Here is a 17,709-nt window from a genome sequence, read left to right as displayed (position 1 = left end):
GCCCCTTTAGCTCAGTCGGCAGAGCGTCTCCATGGTAAGGAGAAGGTCTACGGTTCGATTCCGTAAAGGGGCTCACAGCACACCGGCCGCCATCCGCTCGATCGGACGGCGGCCTTCGTCGTTCCCAGGGACACTGTGTCGGTTCCGGGGACACCGCGTCTTCCTGGGGCACCGTGTCGTTCCCGGGGGCACCCGCCCTGATTCGCTCCATACCGGGGCCTGTGGTACCGTCCCTCCGGTTCCAGTAGGACGTTTCGCAGCTCATCGGCACAGCCGGTAACCTGGGAGACGGTCCGGCGGAACCCGCGAGACCGATTCCCTGTTCGTCACTCGGGGATTTCGCGTTTCCAGGGTTCGGTGGGCATCCGGTATCCTTGCATTCCGGTCCACACCGACCATCGCGGCGGGGTAGCTCAGTCAGGCAGAGCAAGCGGCTCATAATCGCTGTGTCGCCGGTTCAAGTCCGGCCCTCGCTACTACCCATGTCTCTCACCCCCACCCCGGGGGTGAGCAGGCCTGGGTCGGTAAGTTCCTTGTCCCTAGCTCAGAAAGGCACTCCATCGTGGCTGCCACCGACGTCCGGCCGAAGATCACGCTGGCCTGCCAGGAGTGCAAGCACCGCAACTACATCACGCGGAAGAACCGGCGCAACGACCCGGACCGCCTTGAGATCAAGAAGTACTGCCCCAACTGCCGGACGCACCGTCCGCACCGGGAAACCCGCTAACGGCGCAGCGCACCAGACCCGCCGAGCGGCGCGACTTCTTCGCACGCTTGTACTGACGTGATCAGCCCGTCCTCGCACCGAGACCCGCGAGGGCGGGCTGAACGTCGTTCTGTTACCGTCCGTCCGGAGAGACGGAACCAGCGTGCTCAGGCGGGCACCCGGGCACCCGGGCGGCGTGCGAGAGACTGCCGGAGCCCCGTTCGACCTGGAGGGACGTATTGCATGGCACTCAACCGTGATTTCATCGGGCGGACCTTCCCGCCCAGCGACCCGTACGAGGTCAGCCGGGTGAAGATCCGCGAGTTCGCGGACGCGATCGGCGACCGCAACCCGGTCTACCGCGACCAGGAGGCGGCCAAGGCGGCCGGGTACCCCGACGTGATCGCGCCGCCCACCTTCCCGATCGTCGTCTCCCTCGGCAACCCCGGCCTCGCCGACCCCGACCTCGGGCTGAACTACGCGATGGTCGTGCACGGCGAGCAGCGCTTCGCCTACACCCGCCCGCTGCGCGCCGGCGACGTCATCACCTGCACCTCGACGATCACCGAGATCAAGTCGATCGGCAGCAACGAGAAGATGGTCGTCGAGACCGAGGTCAGGACCGTCGAGGGCGAGCTGGTCTGCACGTCCTACAACACGATCGTCGAGCGGGGGGCCTGATGACCGCCAAGGTGAAGCACGCCGACGTCGAGGTCGGCACCGAGATCCCGGCGCAGACGTACGCCGTCGACCGCGCGAACCTCGTCATGTACGCGGGCGCGTCCGGCGACTTCAACCCCATCCACTGGCGCGAGTCCGTCGCCAAGGCCGTCGGCCTGCCCGACGTCATCGCGCACGGCATGTACACGATGGCGCAGGGCGGCCGGTTCGTGACCGACTGGGCCGGCGACCCCGGCGCCGTGGTGGACTACGGGGTACGGTTCTCCTCTCCGGTCGTGGTCCCGGACGAGGGCGGCGCGACCCTGGAGATCAGCGGCAAGGTGGAGGAGAAGCGCGGCGACGGCACGGTCGTCGTGGCCCTCACCGCCCGGTCGAACGACCAGAAGGTCCTCACCCGCGCCAAGGCGGTCGTCAAGCTCGCCTGAGCGCCGCGGCGCACCGGCCGGGCGTCCCCGGCCGGTGCGCGACCGGGGAGGTGCGCGGCCGGCTCGGGCGAGGGCACGCACGGGAGGGGGAGGACGACGTGGCGGTGTTCGCCGAAGACGTGAACCTGGCCGGATACACGACGCTGCGGCTGGGCGGCCCCGCGCGCCGCTTCGTCGAGGCGACGACCGAGGCGGAGGTGGTCGCCGCGGTCCGCGCGGCCGACGACGAGGGCGAACCCGTCCTCGTGCTCGGCGGCGGCAGCAACCTCGTGGTCTCCGACGACGGGTTCCCCGGCACCGTCGTGCACGTCGGGACCCGCGGCACCGAACGCGTCGGCTCCGACGGCGACAGGGTCCTCGTCCGCGTCCAGGCGGGAGAGGACTGGGACCCGTTCGTCGCCCGCTGCGTCACCGACGGGCTCGCCGGCGTCGAGTGCCTCTCCGGCATCCCCGGACGCGTCGGCGCCACCCCCATCCAGAACGTCGGCGCCTACGGGCAGGACGTCAGCGAGACGATCGTCGAGGTCCGCGCGTACGACCGGCGGGCGCGCACCTGCGTCACGCTCGACCGCGACGCCTGCCGCTTCACCTACCGGCACAGCGTCTTCAAGGGCGACGACCGGTACGTCGTCCTGGACGTGACCTACGCGCTGCGCCAGGCCGAGGAGTCGCAGCCGGTCGCCTACGCCGAGCTCGCGCGCAAGCTCGGCGTCGAGCCGGGCGACCGGGTCACGCTGAAGGAGGCCCGCGACGCCGTCCTCGAACTGCGCCGCGGCAAGGGCATGGTCCTGGACGCCGCCGATCCCGACACCCGCAGCGCCGGGTCGTTCTTCACCAACCCGATCCTCGACCCCGGCCGGCTCGCCGACCTCGAACGCCGCGTCGCCGACCGCCTCGGCCCGGACGCGGCGTTCCCGCGGTACCCGGAGGCCGACGGCCGCGTGAAGACGTCCGCCGCCTGGCTCATCGACCGCGCCGGTTTCGCCAAGGGGCACACGCGCGGCCCCGTCCGGATCTCCACCAAGCACACCCTCGCCCTCACCAACCCCGGCGACGGCGTCACCGCCGACCTGCTCGCGCTGGCCCGCGAGGTCCGCGACGGAGTCCGGGACGCGTTCGGCGTCACCCTCGTCAACGAGCCCGTGCTCGTCGGCGTGACGCTGTGACCGGTAGGGTGAACGGAGCCGAGGGGGAGTAGTCCCAATCGCGTGATCGACACACTGGCGTCCCCATGGGCGCCCGGTCACGCGGGCCCGATCGCCGATCGCGGCGGACGAGACCTTCGGCCCGGCAGTCGTGCCGGGCCGAGGTCGCGCATGCTCGAACCCCCCGCCCTCGCCCGGCCTCCGAGCGAGAGGGAACCGGTGTCCGCCTTCCTCATCAGCCTGGCCGTGATCTTCGTCGCGGAGCTGGGCGACAAGAGCCAGCTCATGGCCATGACCTTCGCCGCCCGCTTCCGGGCCCTCCCGGTACTGATCGGCATCACCGCCGCGACCGCGATCGTCCACCTCGCGAGCGTCGCGCTCGGCGCGGCCCTCGGCGCCGCGCTCCCGACCGGCCCGATCTCCATCCTCGCCGGCGCGGCCTTCCTCGGCTTCGCGCTGTGGACGCTGCACGGCGACGAGCTCGACGACGACGAGCGCGACCGGGCCCGCCGCGCGACGGGATCGGCGATCCTCGCCGTCGGCGGGGCGTTCTTCCTCGCCGAACTGGGCGACAAGACGATGCTCGCCACCGTCACCCTCGCCGCCGACCACGGCGGCCTCCTCGGGCTGACCGGCGTGTGGCTCGGCTCGACGGTCGGGATGGTCGCCGCCGACGCGCTCGCGATCGTCGTCGGCCAGATCCTCGGCCGCAGGCTCCCCGAGCGGGTCATCAAGTACGGCGCCGCGGCCGGATTCGCCGTCTTCGGCGTCCTGCTGCTGATCGAGGGCATCACCGCCTGACGCGGCGGGAACCATGGAGGCAGGGCCCTCGACCGCCGCGGGGCTCGCCGCGCAGGGGCCCGGACGGGAGTACGACCGTGGCCCTACCCGCCCCCCTGCCCCCACCGCCCCGGCGGGCGCTCGGCACGCGGCTCCAGCTGAGCGACGAGGCCGCCGCCCGCATCCGCGAGCTGATCATGGACGGCCGGGTCCGCCCCGGCGACTACCTGCGGCTCGAACGCCTCGCCATGGAGTTCGGCATCAGCGTCACCCCCGTCCGGGAGGCCTTGAAGACGCTGCGCAGCGAGGGGTTCGTGGTCCTGGAGCCGCGCCGCGGGTTCGTCGTCGCGCCGCTGTCGAAACGCGACGTCCAGGACCTGTTCTGGGTGCAGGCCGGCATCGCCGCCGAGCTGGCCGCGCGGGCCGTGCCGCGGATCGGCCCGGCCGCCCTGCGGGAGCTGGACGGCCTCCGGCTCGGGCTGGAACGCGCCATGGCCGCGCGCCGGCCCGACCTGATGGAGGACGGCAACCACCGCTTCCACCGGAAGATCAACCTGGCCGCCGGATCGCCCAAGCTCGCCTGGTCGCTCGGGACGGCGGCCCGGTACGTCCCGCGCGGGCTCTACGGGCGCCTCGCCGGCTGGCCGGACCTCGCCGTCCGCGACCACGCGCTGATCCTGGCGGCGCTGCGGGACGGCGACCCGCGGGCGGCGGCCCGGGAGATGCGCGCCCACATCGTCCAGGCCGGGGAACTGCTCGTCGCCCACCTCGAACGCCGCGGGATGTGGCGGGAGGAGCACTCGGGAGGAGCACTAACGTGAGCCCATGAGCCCGAGGATGAGCGCCGGTGAACGCCGCGAGCTCGCGGTCCGGGCCGCGATGGCCGAGTTCGCCCACGGCGGCTACGACGGCACCTCCACCTGGACGATCGCCCGGCGGATCGGCGTGTCGCAGCCCTACATGTTCCGGCTCTTCCCGTCCAAGCACGCCCTCTTCCTCGCCGCCGCCGAACGCTGCTTCGACGACATCGAGGACCGGCTGGCGGAGGCCGCCCGCGGGCGGCGCGGCCCGGACGCGATGGCCGCGATGGCGGAGGCCTACCGCCGGTTCCCGCGCGAGGACCCGACGCTCCCGCGGCTCCAGCTCAAGATCCACGCGGTCGCCGTCCGGGACGACGACGTGCGCCGGCTCGGCCGGATCCGCTGGGCGCGGCTGTGGCGGCTCGCCGCCGACCTGTCCGGCGAGCCGCCCGCGGAGGTGGCCCGGTTCATGTCGGACGGGCTGCTGGTCAACGTCCTCGCCGCGTACGGCGTCCCGTCCGGGCCCGACCTGCCCCGCTCGGCGGCGGACTGGGCGGAGGGGCTGCGCGGCGTGGAGACCAACGCCGACGGGCCGCAGACCTGACCGGTCGCCGCGCTATCCCTCCAGCCAGGCGTCGACCCCCGCCAGCAGCCGCCCCCGCAGGTCGGAGGGCGCGGCCGAGGCCCGGATCGACTGCCGGGCCAGCTCCGCCAGCTCGGCGTCGGAGAACCCGTGATCGGTGCGGGCCAGGTCGTACTGCCGCGCCAGCCGCGAGCCGAACAGCAGCGGGTCGTCGGCGCCCAGCGCGATCGACGCGCCCGCCTCGAACAGCCGCCGCACCGGCACGTCCGCCGCCGTCGCCGCCACCCCGAGCCCCACGTTCGACGCCGGGCACACCTCCAGCGTCACGCCCCGCTCCACGATCCGCTCCAGCAGCCGCGGGTCCTCGACCGCGCGGACGCCGTGCCCGATCCGGTCGGCCTCCAGCGTCTCCAGGCACTCCCGGACGCTCGCCGGCCCCAGCAGCTCGCCGCCGTGCGGATCCGACAGCAGCCCGCCGCGCCGGGCGATCCGGAACGCCCCCTCGAAGTCGTACGCCCGCCCCCGCCGCTCGTCGTTGGACAGCCCGAACCCGACGACGCCCTTCCCCGCGTACTTGACGGCGAGGCGCGCGAGCGTCTTGGCGTCCAGCGGATGCCGCGTGCGGTTGGCCGCGATCACCACGCCGATGCCGACGCCGGTCGCCTCCGAGGCCTCCCGCGCCGCGTCCAGCACCAGCTCCACGGTCGGCGTCAGCCCGCCGAACCGCGCCGCGTACCCGCTCGGGTCGACCTGGATCTCCAGCCAGCCGGACCCCTCGGCGGCCTCGTCCTCGGCCGTCTCGCGCAGCAGCCGGCGCAGGTCGTCCGGCGTCTGGAGCACCGACCGCGCGATGTCGTAGAGGCGCTGGAACCGGAACCAGCCGCGCTCGTCGGTCGCGTGCAGCCGGGGCGGCCAGTCCTCGACCAGGGCGTCCGGCAGGTGGACGTCGTGCAGTGCGGCGAGCTCCACGAGCGTGGAGTGCCGCATCGAGCCGGTGAAGTGCAGGTGCAGGTGCGCCTTGGGCAGCAGGGCCACGTCCGGGCGGGCGGGGCCGCGCACGGGGACGGGCTCCGCGCGGTCCGCCATGGAACGGTCCGGCATGGGGTGCGCCTCCGCCGGACGGGCTGAAAGGGTACGGGCCTCCATGAGCCAATGTTGCCGGATCCGCGCCCGCCCCGAACGCCGTCCCGGCAGGATCACCACACCGGACTACCTCGCATGACACGCGATGGCCATCCCGCCCATGGGCATCTCCGAAAAAACTTTGGAATCGCGTGCAACCCCTTCTGGCGACCGTGCGTATACGAGGGGCGCCAGAGAGAGACAGGCACCCCCCGCAGAGAAGTAGGGCAGAAGGGATACACCATGATCACGCTGAAGGCCGCCTTGATCGCGGCGTCCGCCATCGGGACCGTGGCCGTCGGTGGCGGCGCGACGTGGGCGATGACCGGCTCCCACGAGGCCGGCCTCCAGTCGCACGGCACCAAGGCCCCCGCCGCCACCCGCCAGGTCCAGGACGCCGCGCCCAAGACCGCCCCGACCTGCCTGCCGGCGAAGCCCGGCACGCCCAAGGTCCCCGACGCCGAGGCCAAGAAGAAGATCGAGCAGCACCTCAAGCAGAACCCGGCCACCGGGCAGCTGCCGCAGGGCCAGCTGCCCCAGACGAAGGTCCCGGCCGAGGGGCTGCCGAAGGCCGGCGTCCCGAACACCGAGGTCCCCGGCGTGAAGGCGCCGGACGGCAAGACCCTCCCGGCGCAGCCCGGCGTCCCGGCCAAGCCCGGCGTGCCCGCCAAGCCCGGCGTCCCGGCCGACCTGCCCACCTGCGTGCCGTCCACCGGCGACCTGCCCGGCGCCCCGGCGACCAAGCCGGACGCGCGCGTCCCGTCCCAGCCCGCCGTGCCCGCCGTGCCGAAGCTCGACTGCAGCACGCTGCAGCCCGCGGTGAAGGTCGGCGGCGCCGCCGAGAAGGCCGTCATGCTGACGAAGGGCCTGCGCTACGTGTCGTCCGTCCCGGGCTCCGCCGAGCTCCGCAAGCAGCAGGTCTGCGCCGTCACCCAGAAGTGGCAGGGCAAGGCCGGCCAGTGGCTCACCGTCGAAACGCTGAAGACCCAGCCCGGAATGACGCAGAATCAGCTGCGGCAGGCGCTGAAGCTTCCCGAGGGCGGCACCCCGATCAGCGTCGCCGGGGTGACCGGCTGGCAGGGCCCGAACGGTAGCGGCGTGCTGCTGTTCGACCCGAACGGCCACTCGCTGTTCGTCAACGGCAGCCCCGTCCTGGCCGGCAACGGGCTGAAGGACGTGGCCACCGCGCTGCACCAGGCGCACTGACGCAGAAGGCGCGGGCGGGCGGCTCCGGCGCGGGGGCCGTCCGCTCTCACTACACCGATCTGCCGGAACCGCTCTAGCCGGGACGGAGCACAGTGGGGCGTCGAGACGACGAGTCGTTCGTGGAGTTCGTGGCGGCACGCGGCGATGCCCTGCTGCGCGTCGCGGCGCTGATGTGCGGGGCCCGGCAGGACGCCGAGGACATCCTGCAGACCGCGCTGGAGAAGGCCTACCGCCACTGGGGGCGGCTGGAGGCAGGCAGCGATCCCGAGCCGTACGTCCGCCGGATCCTGGTCAACCTGGTGATCAGCCGGTCCCGGCGGTGGAAGGTGCTCCGGGAGATCCACATGGCGCGGCTGCCGGAGACGCCGGCCGCGTCCCCGAACCACGCCGTCGAGCTGAGAGGCACCCTCATGGACGAGCTGCGCAAGCTCGGCCCCAGGCAGCGGGCCGTGCTGGTGCTCCGGTTCTGGGAGGACCTCTCCGAGGCGGAGACGGCACAGGCTCTCGGCTGTTCGGTGGGAACGGTCAAGAGCCAGGCATCCCGGGGGCTCGCCAGGCTCCGGGAGCGCCTCGACAAGAACCTGGCGCCACTGGGGAGCTGAGCGATGGATCTGGAGAGTGAACTGCGGAAGGCCATGGCCGAGCAGGTGGCCGGGGCGTCCGCGTCGCCGTCGCTCGTCACCGACGTCAAACGGCGCCACCGGCGCCGCAGAGCCCGCGTCCACGCGGCCGCGGGAGTCGCGGCCGCCTCGGTCGCGGCGCTCGCCCTCGTGCCCACCTATCAGTCGTTCCGGGCCACACCGGCCGGGAGTTCGGAGACGGCTCGTCCCAAGGACACCGTCTCGGCTCTCCAGCTGCCGGAACGACCCTCCGCCCCGGGCCTCCCCGCGTCCCCGTCATCCAAGGGGAGGCCCGGGACGGACTCTTCGCCGAAGCCGGAGGCGCGGGAGTCGTCCGGCGGGGCGCCGCACAAGCCCGGACCCGGCGGCGCCCTCGGCGCGCTGCCGTCCTGGATCACCTACCTGCCGGACGGACTGGCGTCCACCGGGCCGTGCGAGGTGAGCGGGAGCGCCGAGCGCAAGACCACCACCTGCGGGTGGCGCGGCGGATCCGGGTGGGTGGAGATCGCCCTGGTGAAGGGCGGCGGGCTCACCGGCCCGCAGGACCTGACGAAGCCCGCGGGCGTCCCCGGGCGCACGACCGTCCGCGGGATGCCGGCGCTGGTCGGCGACCGGCCCGGCTCGGCCCGCCAGATCTCCTGGCTCGCGCGGCCCGGTGTCGGCGTCACCGTCACCGCGGCCGGCGCCGCCCGGGACCAGCTCATGCGCATCGCCGAGGGAGTGCGCCCCTGAGACCCCGCCCCGGCGGGACGTCGCGCGGCGGAGAGGGGCCGTGCGCGGGACGTCTCGCCGGGCATTCCGGGACGGGACCCGGCGGACCCGTCCCATCGGAAACCGGCCCCGGGCAGTGTGCGCCCGGGGCCGGTCCGTACGTCCAGGCCGAGTGACCGGGAGGGTCAGCCCGCCTCGGAGAGCAGCTTCCCGACGCGGGAGACGCCCTCGACGAGGTCGTCGTCGCCCAGCGCGTAGGAGAGGCGGAAGTAGCCCGGCGTGCCGAACGCCTCGCCAGGCACCAGCGCGACCTCGGCCTCCTCCAGGATCAGCGACGCCAGCTCCACCGACGTCTCCGGACGCTTGCCGCGCAGCTCCTTGCCCAGCAGGCCCTTGACCGACGGGTAGGCGTAGAACGCGCCCTCCGGCTCGGGGCACACGATGCCGGGGATCTCGTTCAGCATCCTCACCATCGTCTGGCGGCGCCGGTCGAACGCCGTGCGCATCTCCGCCACGGCCGACAGGTCGCCGGTCACGGCGGCGAGCGCGGCGGCCTGGGACACGTTCGCCACGTTGGACGTCGCGTGCGACTGGAGGTTCTGCGCGGCCTTCACCACGTCCGCCGGGCCGATCATCCAGCCGACCCGCCACCCGGTCATCGCGTAGGTCTTCGCCACGCCGTTCAGGACGAGCGTGCGGTCGGCCAGCTCCGGCACCACCACGGGCATCGAGTGGAACTCGGCGTCCCCGTACACGAGGTGCTCGTAGATCTCGTCGGTGACGACCCACAGGCCGTGCTCGGCCGCCCAGCGCCCGACGGCCTCGATCTCGTCCCGGGTGTAGACGGCGCCGGTCGGGTTGGACGGCGAGACGAACAGCAGCACCTTCGTCCGGTCGGTGCGGGCCGCCTCCAGCTGCTCGACGCTCACCTTGTAGCCGGTGGTCTCGTCGGCGACGACGTCCACGGGCACGCCGCCGGCCAGCTTGATCGACTCGGGGTAGGTCGTCCAGTAGGGCGTCGGGACGAGCACCTCGTCGCCCGGGTCGAGCAGCGCCGCGAACGCCTCGTACACCGCCTGCTTGCCGCCGTTGGTCACGAGCACCTGCGACGCCTCGACCGCGAGCCCGGAGTCGCGCCCCGTCTTCTCGGCGATGGCCGCGCGCAGCTCGGGCAGCCCGCCCGCCGGCGTGTACTTGTGGAAGCGCGGCACCCTGCACGCGGTCACCGCGGCCTCGACGATGTAGTCCGGGGTGGGGAAGTCGGGCTCGCCCGCGCCGAACCCGATGACCGGGCGGCCCGCCGCCTTCAGCGCCTTGGCCTTGGCGTCGACGGCCAGCGTGGCGGACTCGGAGATCGCGGCGATGCGCTTGGAGATGCGAGGACGGTCGATGCTCATGCCCCCATCGTTACAGATCGGCCCGCGTGACCCGAGCCATATATCCGGGCCGGTCGGACGGGGCGCGGCCGCCGCGTTCCCGCCGATCTCCGGGTATCGGTTCGACGCGGGCCCCTCCGGCACGTAGACTCACCCAGCAAGTGACGCGTCGCCGGTATACGAGCCTGTCCGCACCCGGGCACCTTCGTGAGGCCGTAAGCTGGGACGCGACACCACCCCGGCCCCGCGGCCGGGCTTCTCCTTAGCCGGAGAACGAAGGGCAGTGGCTCAATTGGTAGAGCTCCGGTCTCCAAAACCGGCGGTTGGGGGTTCGAGTCCCTCCTGCCCTGCGAGGTGCGGTGCGCGCACCCGTGCCGGCCGCGCCACGGCGTCGCCGTGGCACTCCGCGGCACGGGACAGCGCGGCAACCACATTGGTGGTTGGATCACGACCTATGAGGTGAACGGCGGCAAATGGCGACTGAGACCGACGAGCGCGACGAGCCCGAGGCCAAGGACGAGGGCAAGACCAAGAAGAAGTCCTCCTCCGGGCGGACCTCGCCCGCCCTCTTCGTGCGCCAGGTCATCGCCGAGCTGCGCAAGGTCATCTGGCCGACGCGGCGGGAGCTCATCACCTACACGACCGTCTCGCTGATCTTCGTTCTGGTCATGGTCGCGATCGTCTCCGGCGTCGACTACGGGCTGCAGAAGGGCGTCTACTCCATCTTCGGCTGACGCCGCGCAGCCGGCGCCGCGCGCCGGGGGAGCCCGCCGTACCATCGCAAGTCCATCACCGCAGACCGAGAGAAGAGTCACCGTGTCCGAGCCCTCACAGCCCTACGACGAGGCCGTTGACGAGGCCCAGTCCGCTGCGGCTGCTGCGGCAGACCAGGCGGCGCAGCCCGCCGACGAGGCGGCCGAGGCGGTCGTCTCCGCCGGCGGCGCCGAGCCGGCGGACACGAAGCCGGAGGGCGAGGGCCCCGCGCCGGACGCGGCCGAGGACGCCGCCGAGCTCGCCGACTCCGTGACGGACGAGGAGCCGGCCGAGGACGAGGAGGCCGCGGAGCCTCCGGCCGACCCGTACGCCGACTTCAAGATGCAGCTGCGCCTCCAGCCGGGCGACTGGTACGTCGTGCACTCCTACGCGGGGTACGAGAACCGGGTCAAGACCAACATCGAGACCCGCACCCAGACCCTCAACATGGAGGACTACATCTTCCAGATCGAGGTCCCGCAGCACGAGGTGACCGAGATCAAGGGCGGCAAGCGCCAGAAGGTCAACGAGAAGGTCCTGCCGGGCTACATCCTCGTCCGGATGGAGCTGACCGACGAGTCGTGGGCCGCGGTCCGCAACACCCCGGGCGTCACCGGGTTCGTCGGCCTGCTGAACAAGCCGTCCCCGCTCAGCCTGGACGAGGTCGCCAACCTGCTGGCCCCCGAGCCCGAGGAGGGCGTCGCCAAGGCCACCAAGGAGCAGGCCAAGGTCACCGCCACCGTCGACTACGAGGTCGGCGAGTCGGTCACCGTCATGGACGGCCCCTTCGCCACCCTCCCCGCGACCGTCAACGAGATCAACGCCGAGCAGCAGAAGCTCAAGGTCCTGGTCTCGATCTTCGGCCGCGAGACCCCGGTCGAGCTGAGCTTCAACCAGGTCTCCAAGATCTGACGGAGCCTTCGCGCTCCGCTCTCTATAGCGGTTCCTACACGGGGGATGCGTCCCAGCCGCCGTGTTGCCCGGGTGACCGGGAGTCGGAACCACCGATAAATGGGACAAAGGGGTTCGCATGCCTCCGAAGAAGAAGATCGCCGCGCTCGTCAAGGTCCAGCTCCAGGCCGGGCAGGCCACGCCGGCGCCGCCGGTCGGTACCGCGCTCGGTCCGCACGGCGTCAACATCATGGACTTCTGCAAGCAGTACAACGCCGCCACGGACTCCCAGCGCGGCAACGTCATCCCCGTAGAGATCACCATCTACGAGGACCGGTCGTTCAGCTTCATCACCAAGACCCCGCCGGCCGCGCAGCTCATCCTCAAGGCCGCGGGCGTGGAGAAGGGCAGCGGCGAGCCGCACAAGACCAAGGTCGGCTCGGTCACCCGCGACCAGATCCGCGAGATCGCGACGACCAAGATGCCCGACCTCAACGCCAAGGACCTGGACGCCGCCGAGAAGATCGTCGCCGGCACCGCGCGGTCGATGGGCATCGAGGTCAAGTAAGTCACCCGGTGGGAGGGCCCGCTTCGGCCCGTACCACGAGTTCCAGTGGAGGAACGCGCATGAAGCGCAGCAAGAGCTACCGCGCCGCGGCGGAGAAGATCGACCGCGAGCGGCTGTACAGCCCGGTCGAGGCCGTCAAGCTGGCCAAGGAGACCGCGGTCACCAAGTTCGACGCGACCGTCGAGGTCGCCCTGCGGCTGGGCGTCGACCCGCGCAAGGCCGACCAGATGGTCCGCGGCACGGTCAACCTGCCGCACGGCACCGGCAAGACCGCCCGCGTGCTCGTCTTCGCCGTCGGCGCCAAGGCGCAGGAGGCCGAGGCGGCGGGCGCTGACCTGGTCGGCTCGGACGACATGATCGAGCGGATCCAGGGCGGCTTCCTGGACTTCGACGCCGTGGTGGCGACGCCGGACCAGATGGGCAAGGTCGGACGGCTCGGCCGGGTCCTCGGCCCGCGCGGCCTGATGCCGAACCCGAAGACCGGCACGGTCACCATGGACGTGGCGAAGGCCGTCACCGACATCAAGGGCGGCAAGATCGAGTTCCGGGTCGACCGGCACGCGAACCTGCACTTCATCATCGGCAAGGCGTCCTTCGACGAGCGCCAGCTGGTGGAGAACTACGCCGCGGCCGTGGATGAGATCCAGCGGCTCAAGCCGTCCGCGGCGAAGGGCCGGTACGTCAAGAAGGCGTCGCTGACCACGTCGATGGGCCCGAGCATCCCGGTGGACCCGAACGCGGTCCGCAACATCACGGCGGAGCTCGAAGAGGTCTGATCCAGCGTCATCGAGCAGGGCGTCCCCGGTTGCGGCCGGGGGCGCCCTGCCGCTTTTCGGGCGGGGCACCGGGGCGGGCGGCCGGATACACGGATCGCGGTCCGGAACCGGACAATGTGGCTTTCGACTTGCTTTGTTACCAATGGGGAACTTGGTGTTGAATTGCCCGGGTGAAGCGTCGAACCGACCGGGCCATCGCCATCTCCGCCGTGACCGCGGTGGCGGTCGTGCCCACGGCGATCCTGATGGTGGTCAAGGTCGGGGGCGACGGCCCGAAGGACGGCGGAGCGCCGCCGGCCGCCGCGAACATGGCCAACCGGGACCCCGCGAACCCGAACGGCTCGGCGTCCGGGACGGTCACGCCGGGCGCGCCCGGCGCGCCGGGCTCCGGGACGGGCGCGGGCGCGCGGCCGGGCACCCCCGGCTCCGGCGGCGGGGGCGCCGCGCACGGGCTGCCGACGGCACCGCCGCAGCCGGGCCCCAGCCTGCACTCCTTCACCCGCACGACGGACATGAAGGTGACGATCGGGTCGAACGGCGACTACCGGCACGCCACCGAGACCGCCACGTTCACGCTGTACCCGAAGTTCGCGATGAAGGCCGTCGGCGTGACGCAGGCGATGCGGGGCGGCGAGCTCAGCAAGATCACCCAGAGGGTGATCGTGCAGGGCAACGACCTCAAGGGCTTCGACGGGCAGAAGTGGACGCGGTCGACGCTGACCGCGGCGCAGCTCGGCACGCTGCAGAGCGGCTCCGACCCGCGGCAGTTCACCTTCATGATCGGGACGCTGCCCGGCATGACCGCGAGCGAGCCGGACGCGTCCGGCAACACCCGCTTCACCGCGCAGGCGCTGATGGGCGGCGTGTACGCGCTGCTGCCGCGGGACGCGGCGGCGGAGATGCGCAAGTGGGTTCCCGACAGCGCCGGCTGCGGGCTCGACCTGTTGGCCGACAGCAAGGCCCGCCCGACCACGATCGCCCTGAACGCGCAGGCGCCGGGCGCCGCCCTCACCGGCACGATGAGCTTCGGTTCCTACCGCTGACGCAGGCGGCGCCGGGTGACCGAACGGCACCTCGGCGGCTACGCCGTTGGTCGTACGGTGCGGGGGGCCGTTCGTACCACCGGGGGATGTGGCGACGTTGGCGCCTCGGGACACTGGGTAACACCAGCAGGGCGACAAGGGAGGCTCAACCCTCATGAATCGACGACTCGTGGTGGCGGCCGGAGGCACCGCCGTGGGTGCCGCTCTCCTCCTGTCCGGATGCAACGGGGACGGGTCGGAGACGAACACCGGCAACATGAAGCTGACCGCCGGGCAGGCGCTGCTGAAGGCGTCCGAGAAGACCGGGAAGACCGACACGTTCAAGGCCGACCTGACCGTGACGGGCACCGGCGACGGCGGCGGCAAGATCCACGCCAACGGGCAGTTCCGGCTGCGTCCCTCGCTGGAGTTCAGCGCGAAGCTGGACGAGTTCAGCAAGAACGGGCAGACCGTCCCGGGTGCCGAGGGGCAGGCGGTCTACAAGGGCAACGTGCTGTACGCCAAGGTCCCGCAGCTCGCCCAGTTCGTCAGCGGCGGCAAGCCGTGGGTGAAGATCGACGTGAACCAGGTCGCGCAGCGCACCGGGTTCGACGTGCAGAGCCTGGTCTCCCAGGTGCAGAAGGTGGACCCGGCCGAGCAGACGAAGATGTTCACCGGTTCCAAGGACGCCCGCCGGGTCGGCACCGAGACGGTCGACGGCGTCAAGACCACCCACTACACCGGGACGGTGACCGTCGACGACGCGCTGAAGCGGCTCGACGCGCAGTCGCGCGAGAAGGTCCAGAAGTGGCTGCCGAAGGACCGCGGGAACGGCAAGATCAACTTCGATCTGTGGACGGACGGCGGCAACCTGCCGCGCAAGCTCGTGTCCAAGGCGACCGGCACCGGGGGCGACAACGGCACCGTGACCGTCCTCTACAGCGACTACGGCAAGTCGTTCGACGTGAACACGCCGCCCTCCGACCAGGTGGGTGAGCTGACGATCGGCAACCTGCTCGGCGGCAACTAGGAACGGATGAACCTCGGCGGTCTCCTTCGCGTCTCATGTACCGTCCGGCCCCATCGTCCGGGCCGCCCAGAGACCAAGGAGACCCCCACGATGATCCGTCGTTTCGCCGCAGGCACGGCGCTGGCCACCGGCCTCGCCCTCTCGCTGACCGGCTGTCTCGGGGACGCCGGGAAGACGGTGGACGAGGCCGGCAAGGGACTCAAGCTGTCGGCCGCGCAGGTCCTCGGCAAGACCGCCCAGAAGACCGGGCAGATCGACTCCTTCCAGGCTGACATGTCGATGGCGATGACCGGTTCGTCCAACGGCAACATGTCGGCGTCCGGCACCATGCAGTACCGCACGAAGCCCGACCTCGCCTACAGCATGAAGTTCACGGAGATGAACGTCGCGGGCCAGTCGATGTCCGGCATGGAGCAGCGGCTGGTGGGCCGGACCATGTACATGAAGATGCCGGCGCTGAACCAGCTCGGCGGCGGCTCCGGCAAGCCGTGGCTCAAGATCTCGCTGGACGAGCTGGGCCGCAAGTCGGGCATGAACATCGAGGAGCTGCTCCAGCAGTCCCAGCAGATGGACCCGGTGCAGAACACCAAGATGCTGACGGCGTCCAAGGACGCGCGCGAGGTCGGCAAGGAGACGGTCGACGGCGTCGAGACGACCCACTACACGGGGACGTACCGGATGGAGGACGCCATCGCGAAGCTGTCCCCCGAGACGCAGGACGCCTACCGCAAGAGCGTCGGCGCGACCGGCATGGACGCCATGCACTTCGACCTGTGGGTGGACGGCCAGCAGGTGCCGCGCAAGATGACGATGAAGTCGCAGCAGACGTCGGAGGGGACGATGACCCTGACGATGAAGTACCGCGACTTCGGCAAGCCGGTGCAGATCACCGAGCCGCCGGCGAGCGAGGTCGCCGACTTCGGCGAGCTGATGAGCCGCCTCGGGACCGGCTCCGGCCTTCCCGGCAGCTGATCGCCCGCCTTCCGCGCCGAGGGACCGCACCCCGCATGGGGCGCGGTCCCTCGTTCGTGTCCGCCGATTTGGTCTCCCCGGGGGACGCACGTATCCTGTTCCGTGCCGAAGACCGCCGGTCGTCATCTCCCTGAGGTGACCGAAGGACCCGACACCCGTTCGGGCGGCCTGCGTAGGTGAGACGAGAGCTTCCCGCATGGCCTCCGTGCCGTGCCTGGACGCCCCGTGCGCCTGCGCCGGGGCGTTTTTTGGTGGACCCGCATCGCCGTCCCCCGGGACGGCCGCGGGTCGGACCACCCAGGTAATCGGAAGGAGGGCTATGGCCAAGGCCCACAAGGACGCGGCGATCGCCGAGCTCAAGAGCGAGTTCGAGAGCTCCAACGGCGCCGTGCTGACCGAGTACCGCGGGCTTTCCGTCGCGCAGGTCAAGGAGCTGCGCGCCAACCTCGGCGAGACCGCGCGGTTCCGCGTGGTGAAGAACACGCTGACCAAGCGCGCCGCGAACGAGGCCGGTGTCGACGAGCGGTTCCGTGACCTGCTCGAAGGCCCGTCGGCCATCGCGTTCGTCCGCGGTGACGTGGTCGAGGCCGCCAAGGGCCTGCGCGACTTCGCCAAGTCGAACCCGATGCTGGTGATCAAGGGCGGCTTCATCGACGGTCAGTCGATGGACGCGGCCGAGGTCACCCGCCTCGCGGACCTCGAGTCGCGCGAGGTGCTCCTCGCGAAGCTGGCCGGTGCGATGAAGGGCTCGATGGCGAACGCCGCCGCGCTGTTCAATGCGCTGCCGACGCAGGCCGCCCAGCTCGCCGAGGCGCTGCGCGCCAAGCGCGAGTCCGAGGGCGAGGCCGCCGAGGCGCCGGCCGCCGAGGCGCCCGCCGAGTAGGCACACCCGCGGTTCCGTAAACACCCCAGTTCTCAAGCCATAGCGGAGGAAACATCATGGCGAAGCTCAGCACCGACGAGCTGCTCGACGCGTTCAAGGAGATGACCCTTCTCGAGCTGTCGGAGTTCGTGAAGCAGTTCGAGGACGTCTTCGACGTCAAGGCCGCCGCGCCGGTCGCGGCCGTCGCGCCCCAGCAGGTCGGCGGTGACGGCGGTGGCGAGGAGGCCGCCGCGCAGGACGAGTTCGACGTCATCCTCGAGGGTGCCGGCGACAAGAAGATCCAGGTCATCAAGGAGGTTCGCGCCCTGACGAGCCTCGGCCTGAAGGAGGCCAAGGACCTGGTCGACGGCGCGCCGAAGCCGCTGCTGGAGAAGGTCAACAAGGAGACGGCCGACAAGGCCAAGGAGGCCCTGGAGAAGGCGGGCGCCTCGGTCACCGTCAAGTAGGACGCTCCAGAGCTCCGGAGCCCGCGCGGCTCCACCGCTCTCCAAGGAGGCGGTCATCCCCGGTCGGGGTGGCCGCCTCCTTCGCGTCCGGTCCGCGGCGCTTGTCGTGGAGCGTGAAGGGTGTGAGGGGTGAGGGGTGTTCGTCCGTTTTCTGTGCCGAGGTGACAAACGCCTGTGGAAAACCGTGCGTCCCGGCGGGTTGTGCGGTTTCCG

Annotated in this window: 21 protein-coding genes and 3 tRNA genes; 22 read left to right on the top strand and 2 right to left on the bottom strand. The window is 71.5% G+C overall.

The features are described 5' to 3' along the window. From ABGB11_RS40110 to ABGB11_RS40070, 9 genes are all read left to right on the top strand, one after another. A tRNA-Thr gene (locus tag ABGB11_RS40110) sits at positions 1-73 on the top strand. Positions 74-402: 329 nt separating this feature from the next. Continuing rightward, a tRNA-Met gene (locus ABGB11_RS40105) sits at positions 403-476 on the top strand. 86 nt (positions 477-562) lie between these two features. Beyond that, complete coding sequence (rpmG, locus tag ABGB11_RS40100) at positions 563-727, top strand: 50S ribosomal protein L33 (protein ID WP_026404241.1); 165 nt, start codon at positions 563-565, stop codon at positions 725-727. Between the two features lie 222 nt (positions 728-949). Next, positions 950-1,387: a MaoC family dehydratase N-terminal domain-containing protein gene (locus tag ABGB11_RS40095; RefSeq protein WP_347640801.1), complete on the top strand. Its 438-nt coding sequence runs from the start codon at positions 950-952 to the stop codon at positions 1,385-1,387. Continuing rightward, positions 1,387-1,812 (top strand): MaoC family dehydratase, encoded by a 426-nt coding sequence (locus ABGB11_RS40090; RefSeq protein ID WP_347640800.1) that lies wholly within the window; start codon positions 1,387-1,389, stop codon positions 1,810-1,812. Before ABGB11_RS40095 ends, ABGB11_RS40090 begins: the two co-directional genes overlap by 1 nt. 98 nt (positions 1,813-1,910) lie before the next feature. Next, positions 1,911-2,978 carry a UDP-N-acetylmuramate dehydrogenase gene (locus ABGB11_RS40085; protein WP_347640799.1) on the top strand — a complete coding sequence of 356 codons (1,068 nt, stop codon included), beginning with the start codon at positions 1,911-1,913 and terminating at the stop codon, positions 2,976-2,978. 198 nt (positions 2,979-3,176) lie between these two features. Continuing rightward, positions 3,177-3,758: a TMEM165/GDT1 family protein gene (locus tag ABGB11_RS40080; RefSeq protein ID WP_347640828.1), complete on the top strand. Its 582-nt coding sequence runs from the start codon at positions 3,177-3,179 to the stop codon at positions 3,756-3,758. Positions 3,759-3,835: 77 nt separating this feature from the next. After that, on the top strand, positions 3,836-4,558 hold the full coding sequence (locus ABGB11_RS40075) for a GntR family transcriptional regulator (RefSeq protein WP_347640798.1): 723 nt from the start codon (positions 3,836-3,838) through the stop codon (positions 4,556-4,558). Positions 4,559-4,562: 4 nt separating this feature from the next. Next, positions 4,563-5,141 carry a TetR/AcrR family transcriptional regulator gene (locus tag ABGB11_RS40070; RefSeq protein WP_347640796.1) on the top strand — a complete coding sequence of 193 codons (579 nt, stop codon included), beginning with the start codon at positions 4,563-4,565 and terminating at the stop codon, positions 5,139-5,141. Positions 5,142-5,153: 12 nt separating this feature from the next. On the opposite strand, the gene ABGB11_RS40065 is transcribed toward ABGB11_RS40070, so the two are convergent. Continuing rightward, positions 5,154-6,206 (bottom strand): adenosine deaminase, encoded by a 1,053-nt coding sequence (locus ABGB11_RS40065; RefSeq protein WP_347640826.1) that lies wholly within the window; start codon positions 6,204-6,206, stop codon positions 5,154-5,156. Between the two features lie 279 nt (positions 6,207-6,485). On the opposite strand from ABGB11_RS40065, the gene ABGB11_RS40060 reads away from it, so the two are divergent. The 3 genes from ABGB11_RS40060 (at position 6,486) to ABGB11_RS40050 (ending at position 8,800) form a co-directional block, all read left to right on the top strand. Then, entirely contained in the window at positions 6,486-7,448 is a 963-nt protein-coding gene (locus ABGB11_RS40060; RefSeq protein WP_347640794.1) for a hypothetical protein, read from the top strand. A gap of 92 nt (positions 7,449-7,540) precedes the next feature. After that, entirely contained in the window at positions 7,541-8,050 is a 510-nt protein-coding gene (locus ABGB11_RS40055; protein WP_024934194.1) for a SigE family RNA polymerase sigma factor, read from the top strand. Positions 8,051-8,053: 3 nt separating this feature from the next. Beyond that, on the top strand, positions 8,054-8,800 hold the full coding sequence (locus ABGB11_RS40050; protein ID WP_347640792.1) for a hypothetical protein: 747 nt from the start codon (positions 8,054-8,056) through the stop codon (positions 8,798-8,800). Positions 8,801-8,964: 164 nt separating this feature from the next. Here the strand turns inward: ABGB11_RS40050 and ABGB11_RS40045 are convergent, their stop codons facing one another. Continuing rightward, entirely contained in the window at positions 8,965-10,176 is a 1,212-nt protein-coding gene (locus ABGB11_RS40045) for a pyridoxal phosphate-dependent aminotransferase (protein WP_347640791.1), read from the bottom strand. Between the two features lie 256 nt (positions 10,177-10,432). On the opposite strand from ABGB11_RS40045, the gene ABGB11_RS40040 reads away from it, so the two are divergent. The 10 genes from ABGB11_RS40040 (at position 10,433) to rplL (ending at position 17,496) form a co-directional block, all read left to right on the top strand. Beyond that, a tRNA-Trp gene (locus tag ABGB11_RS40040) sits at positions 10,433-10,505 on the top strand. Between the two features lie 123 nt (positions 10,506-10,628). Continuing rightward, on the top strand, positions 10,629-10,889 hold the full coding sequence (secE, locus tag ABGB11_RS40035) for a preprotein translocase subunit SecE (RefSeq protein ID WP_347640790.1): 261 nt from the start codon (positions 10,629-10,631) through the stop codon (positions 10,887-10,889). A gap of 82 nt (positions 10,890-10,971) precedes the next feature. Then, positions 10,972-11,820: a transcription termination/antitermination protein NusG gene (gene nusG, locus ABGB11_RS40030; RefSeq protein WP_347640789.1), complete on the top strand. Its 849-nt coding sequence runs from the start codon at positions 10,972-10,974 to the stop codon at positions 11,818-11,820. 118 nt (positions 11,821-11,938) lie between these two features. After that, positions 11,939-12,367 carry a 50S ribosomal protein L11 gene (rplK, locus tag ABGB11_RS40025; protein WP_347640788.1) on the top strand — a complete coding sequence of 143 codons (429 nt, stop codon included), beginning with the start codon at positions 11,939-11,941 and terminating at the stop codon, positions 12,365-12,367. A gap of 59 nt (positions 12,368-12,426) precedes the next feature. Next, positions 12,427-13,143, top strand: a complete 717-nt coding sequence (gene rplA, locus ABGB11_RS40020) for a 50S ribosomal protein L1 (protein WP_347640787.1) — start codon at positions 12,427-12,429, stop codon at positions 13,141-13,143. A gap of 170 nt (positions 13,144-13,313) precedes the next feature. After that, on the top strand, positions 13,314-14,186 hold the full coding sequence (locus ABGB11_RS40015) for a hypothetical protein (protein ID WP_347640786.1): 873 nt from the start codon (positions 13,314-13,316) through the stop codon (positions 14,184-14,186). Positions 14,187-14,340: 154 nt separating this feature from the next. Further along, a complete protein-coding gene (locus tag ABGB11_RS40010; RefSeq protein WP_347640785.1) occupies positions 14,341-15,195 on the top strand; it encodes a hypothetical protein in 855 nt (284 codons plus the stop codon). A gap of 90 nt (positions 15,196-15,285) precedes the next feature. Further along, the gene (locus ABGB11_RS40005) at positions 15,286-16,167 is read left to right on the top strand and encodes an LppX_LprAFG lipoprotein (protein ID WP_347640784.1); all 882 of its coding nucleotides are present in this window, start codon (positions 15,286-15,288) and stop codon (positions 16,165-16,167) included. 319 nt (positions 16,168-16,486) lie between these two features. Further along, positions 16,487-17,050 (top strand): 50S ribosomal protein L10, encoded by a 564-nt coding sequence (gene rplJ / locus ABGB11_RS40000; protein WP_347640783.1) that lies wholly within the window; start codon positions 16,487-16,489, stop codon positions 17,048-17,050. A 56-nt stretch (positions 17,051-17,106) separates the two neighbouring features. Next, positions 17,107-17,496: a 50S ribosomal protein L7/L12 gene (gene rplL, locus ABGB11_RS39995; protein ID WP_347640782.1), complete on the top strand. Its 390-nt coding sequence runs from the start codon at positions 17,107-17,109 to the stop codon at positions 17,494-17,496. Positions 17,497-17,709 lie beyond the last annotated feature (213 nt).

It is taken from the genome of Actinomadura sp. B10D3 (assembly GCF_039871695.1).
Lineage (GTDB): Bacteria > Actinomycetota > Actinomycetes > Streptosporangiales > Streptosporangiaceae > Spirillospora > Spirillospora madurae.
This window is presented reverse-complemented; position numbering and strand designations above follow the sequence as displayed.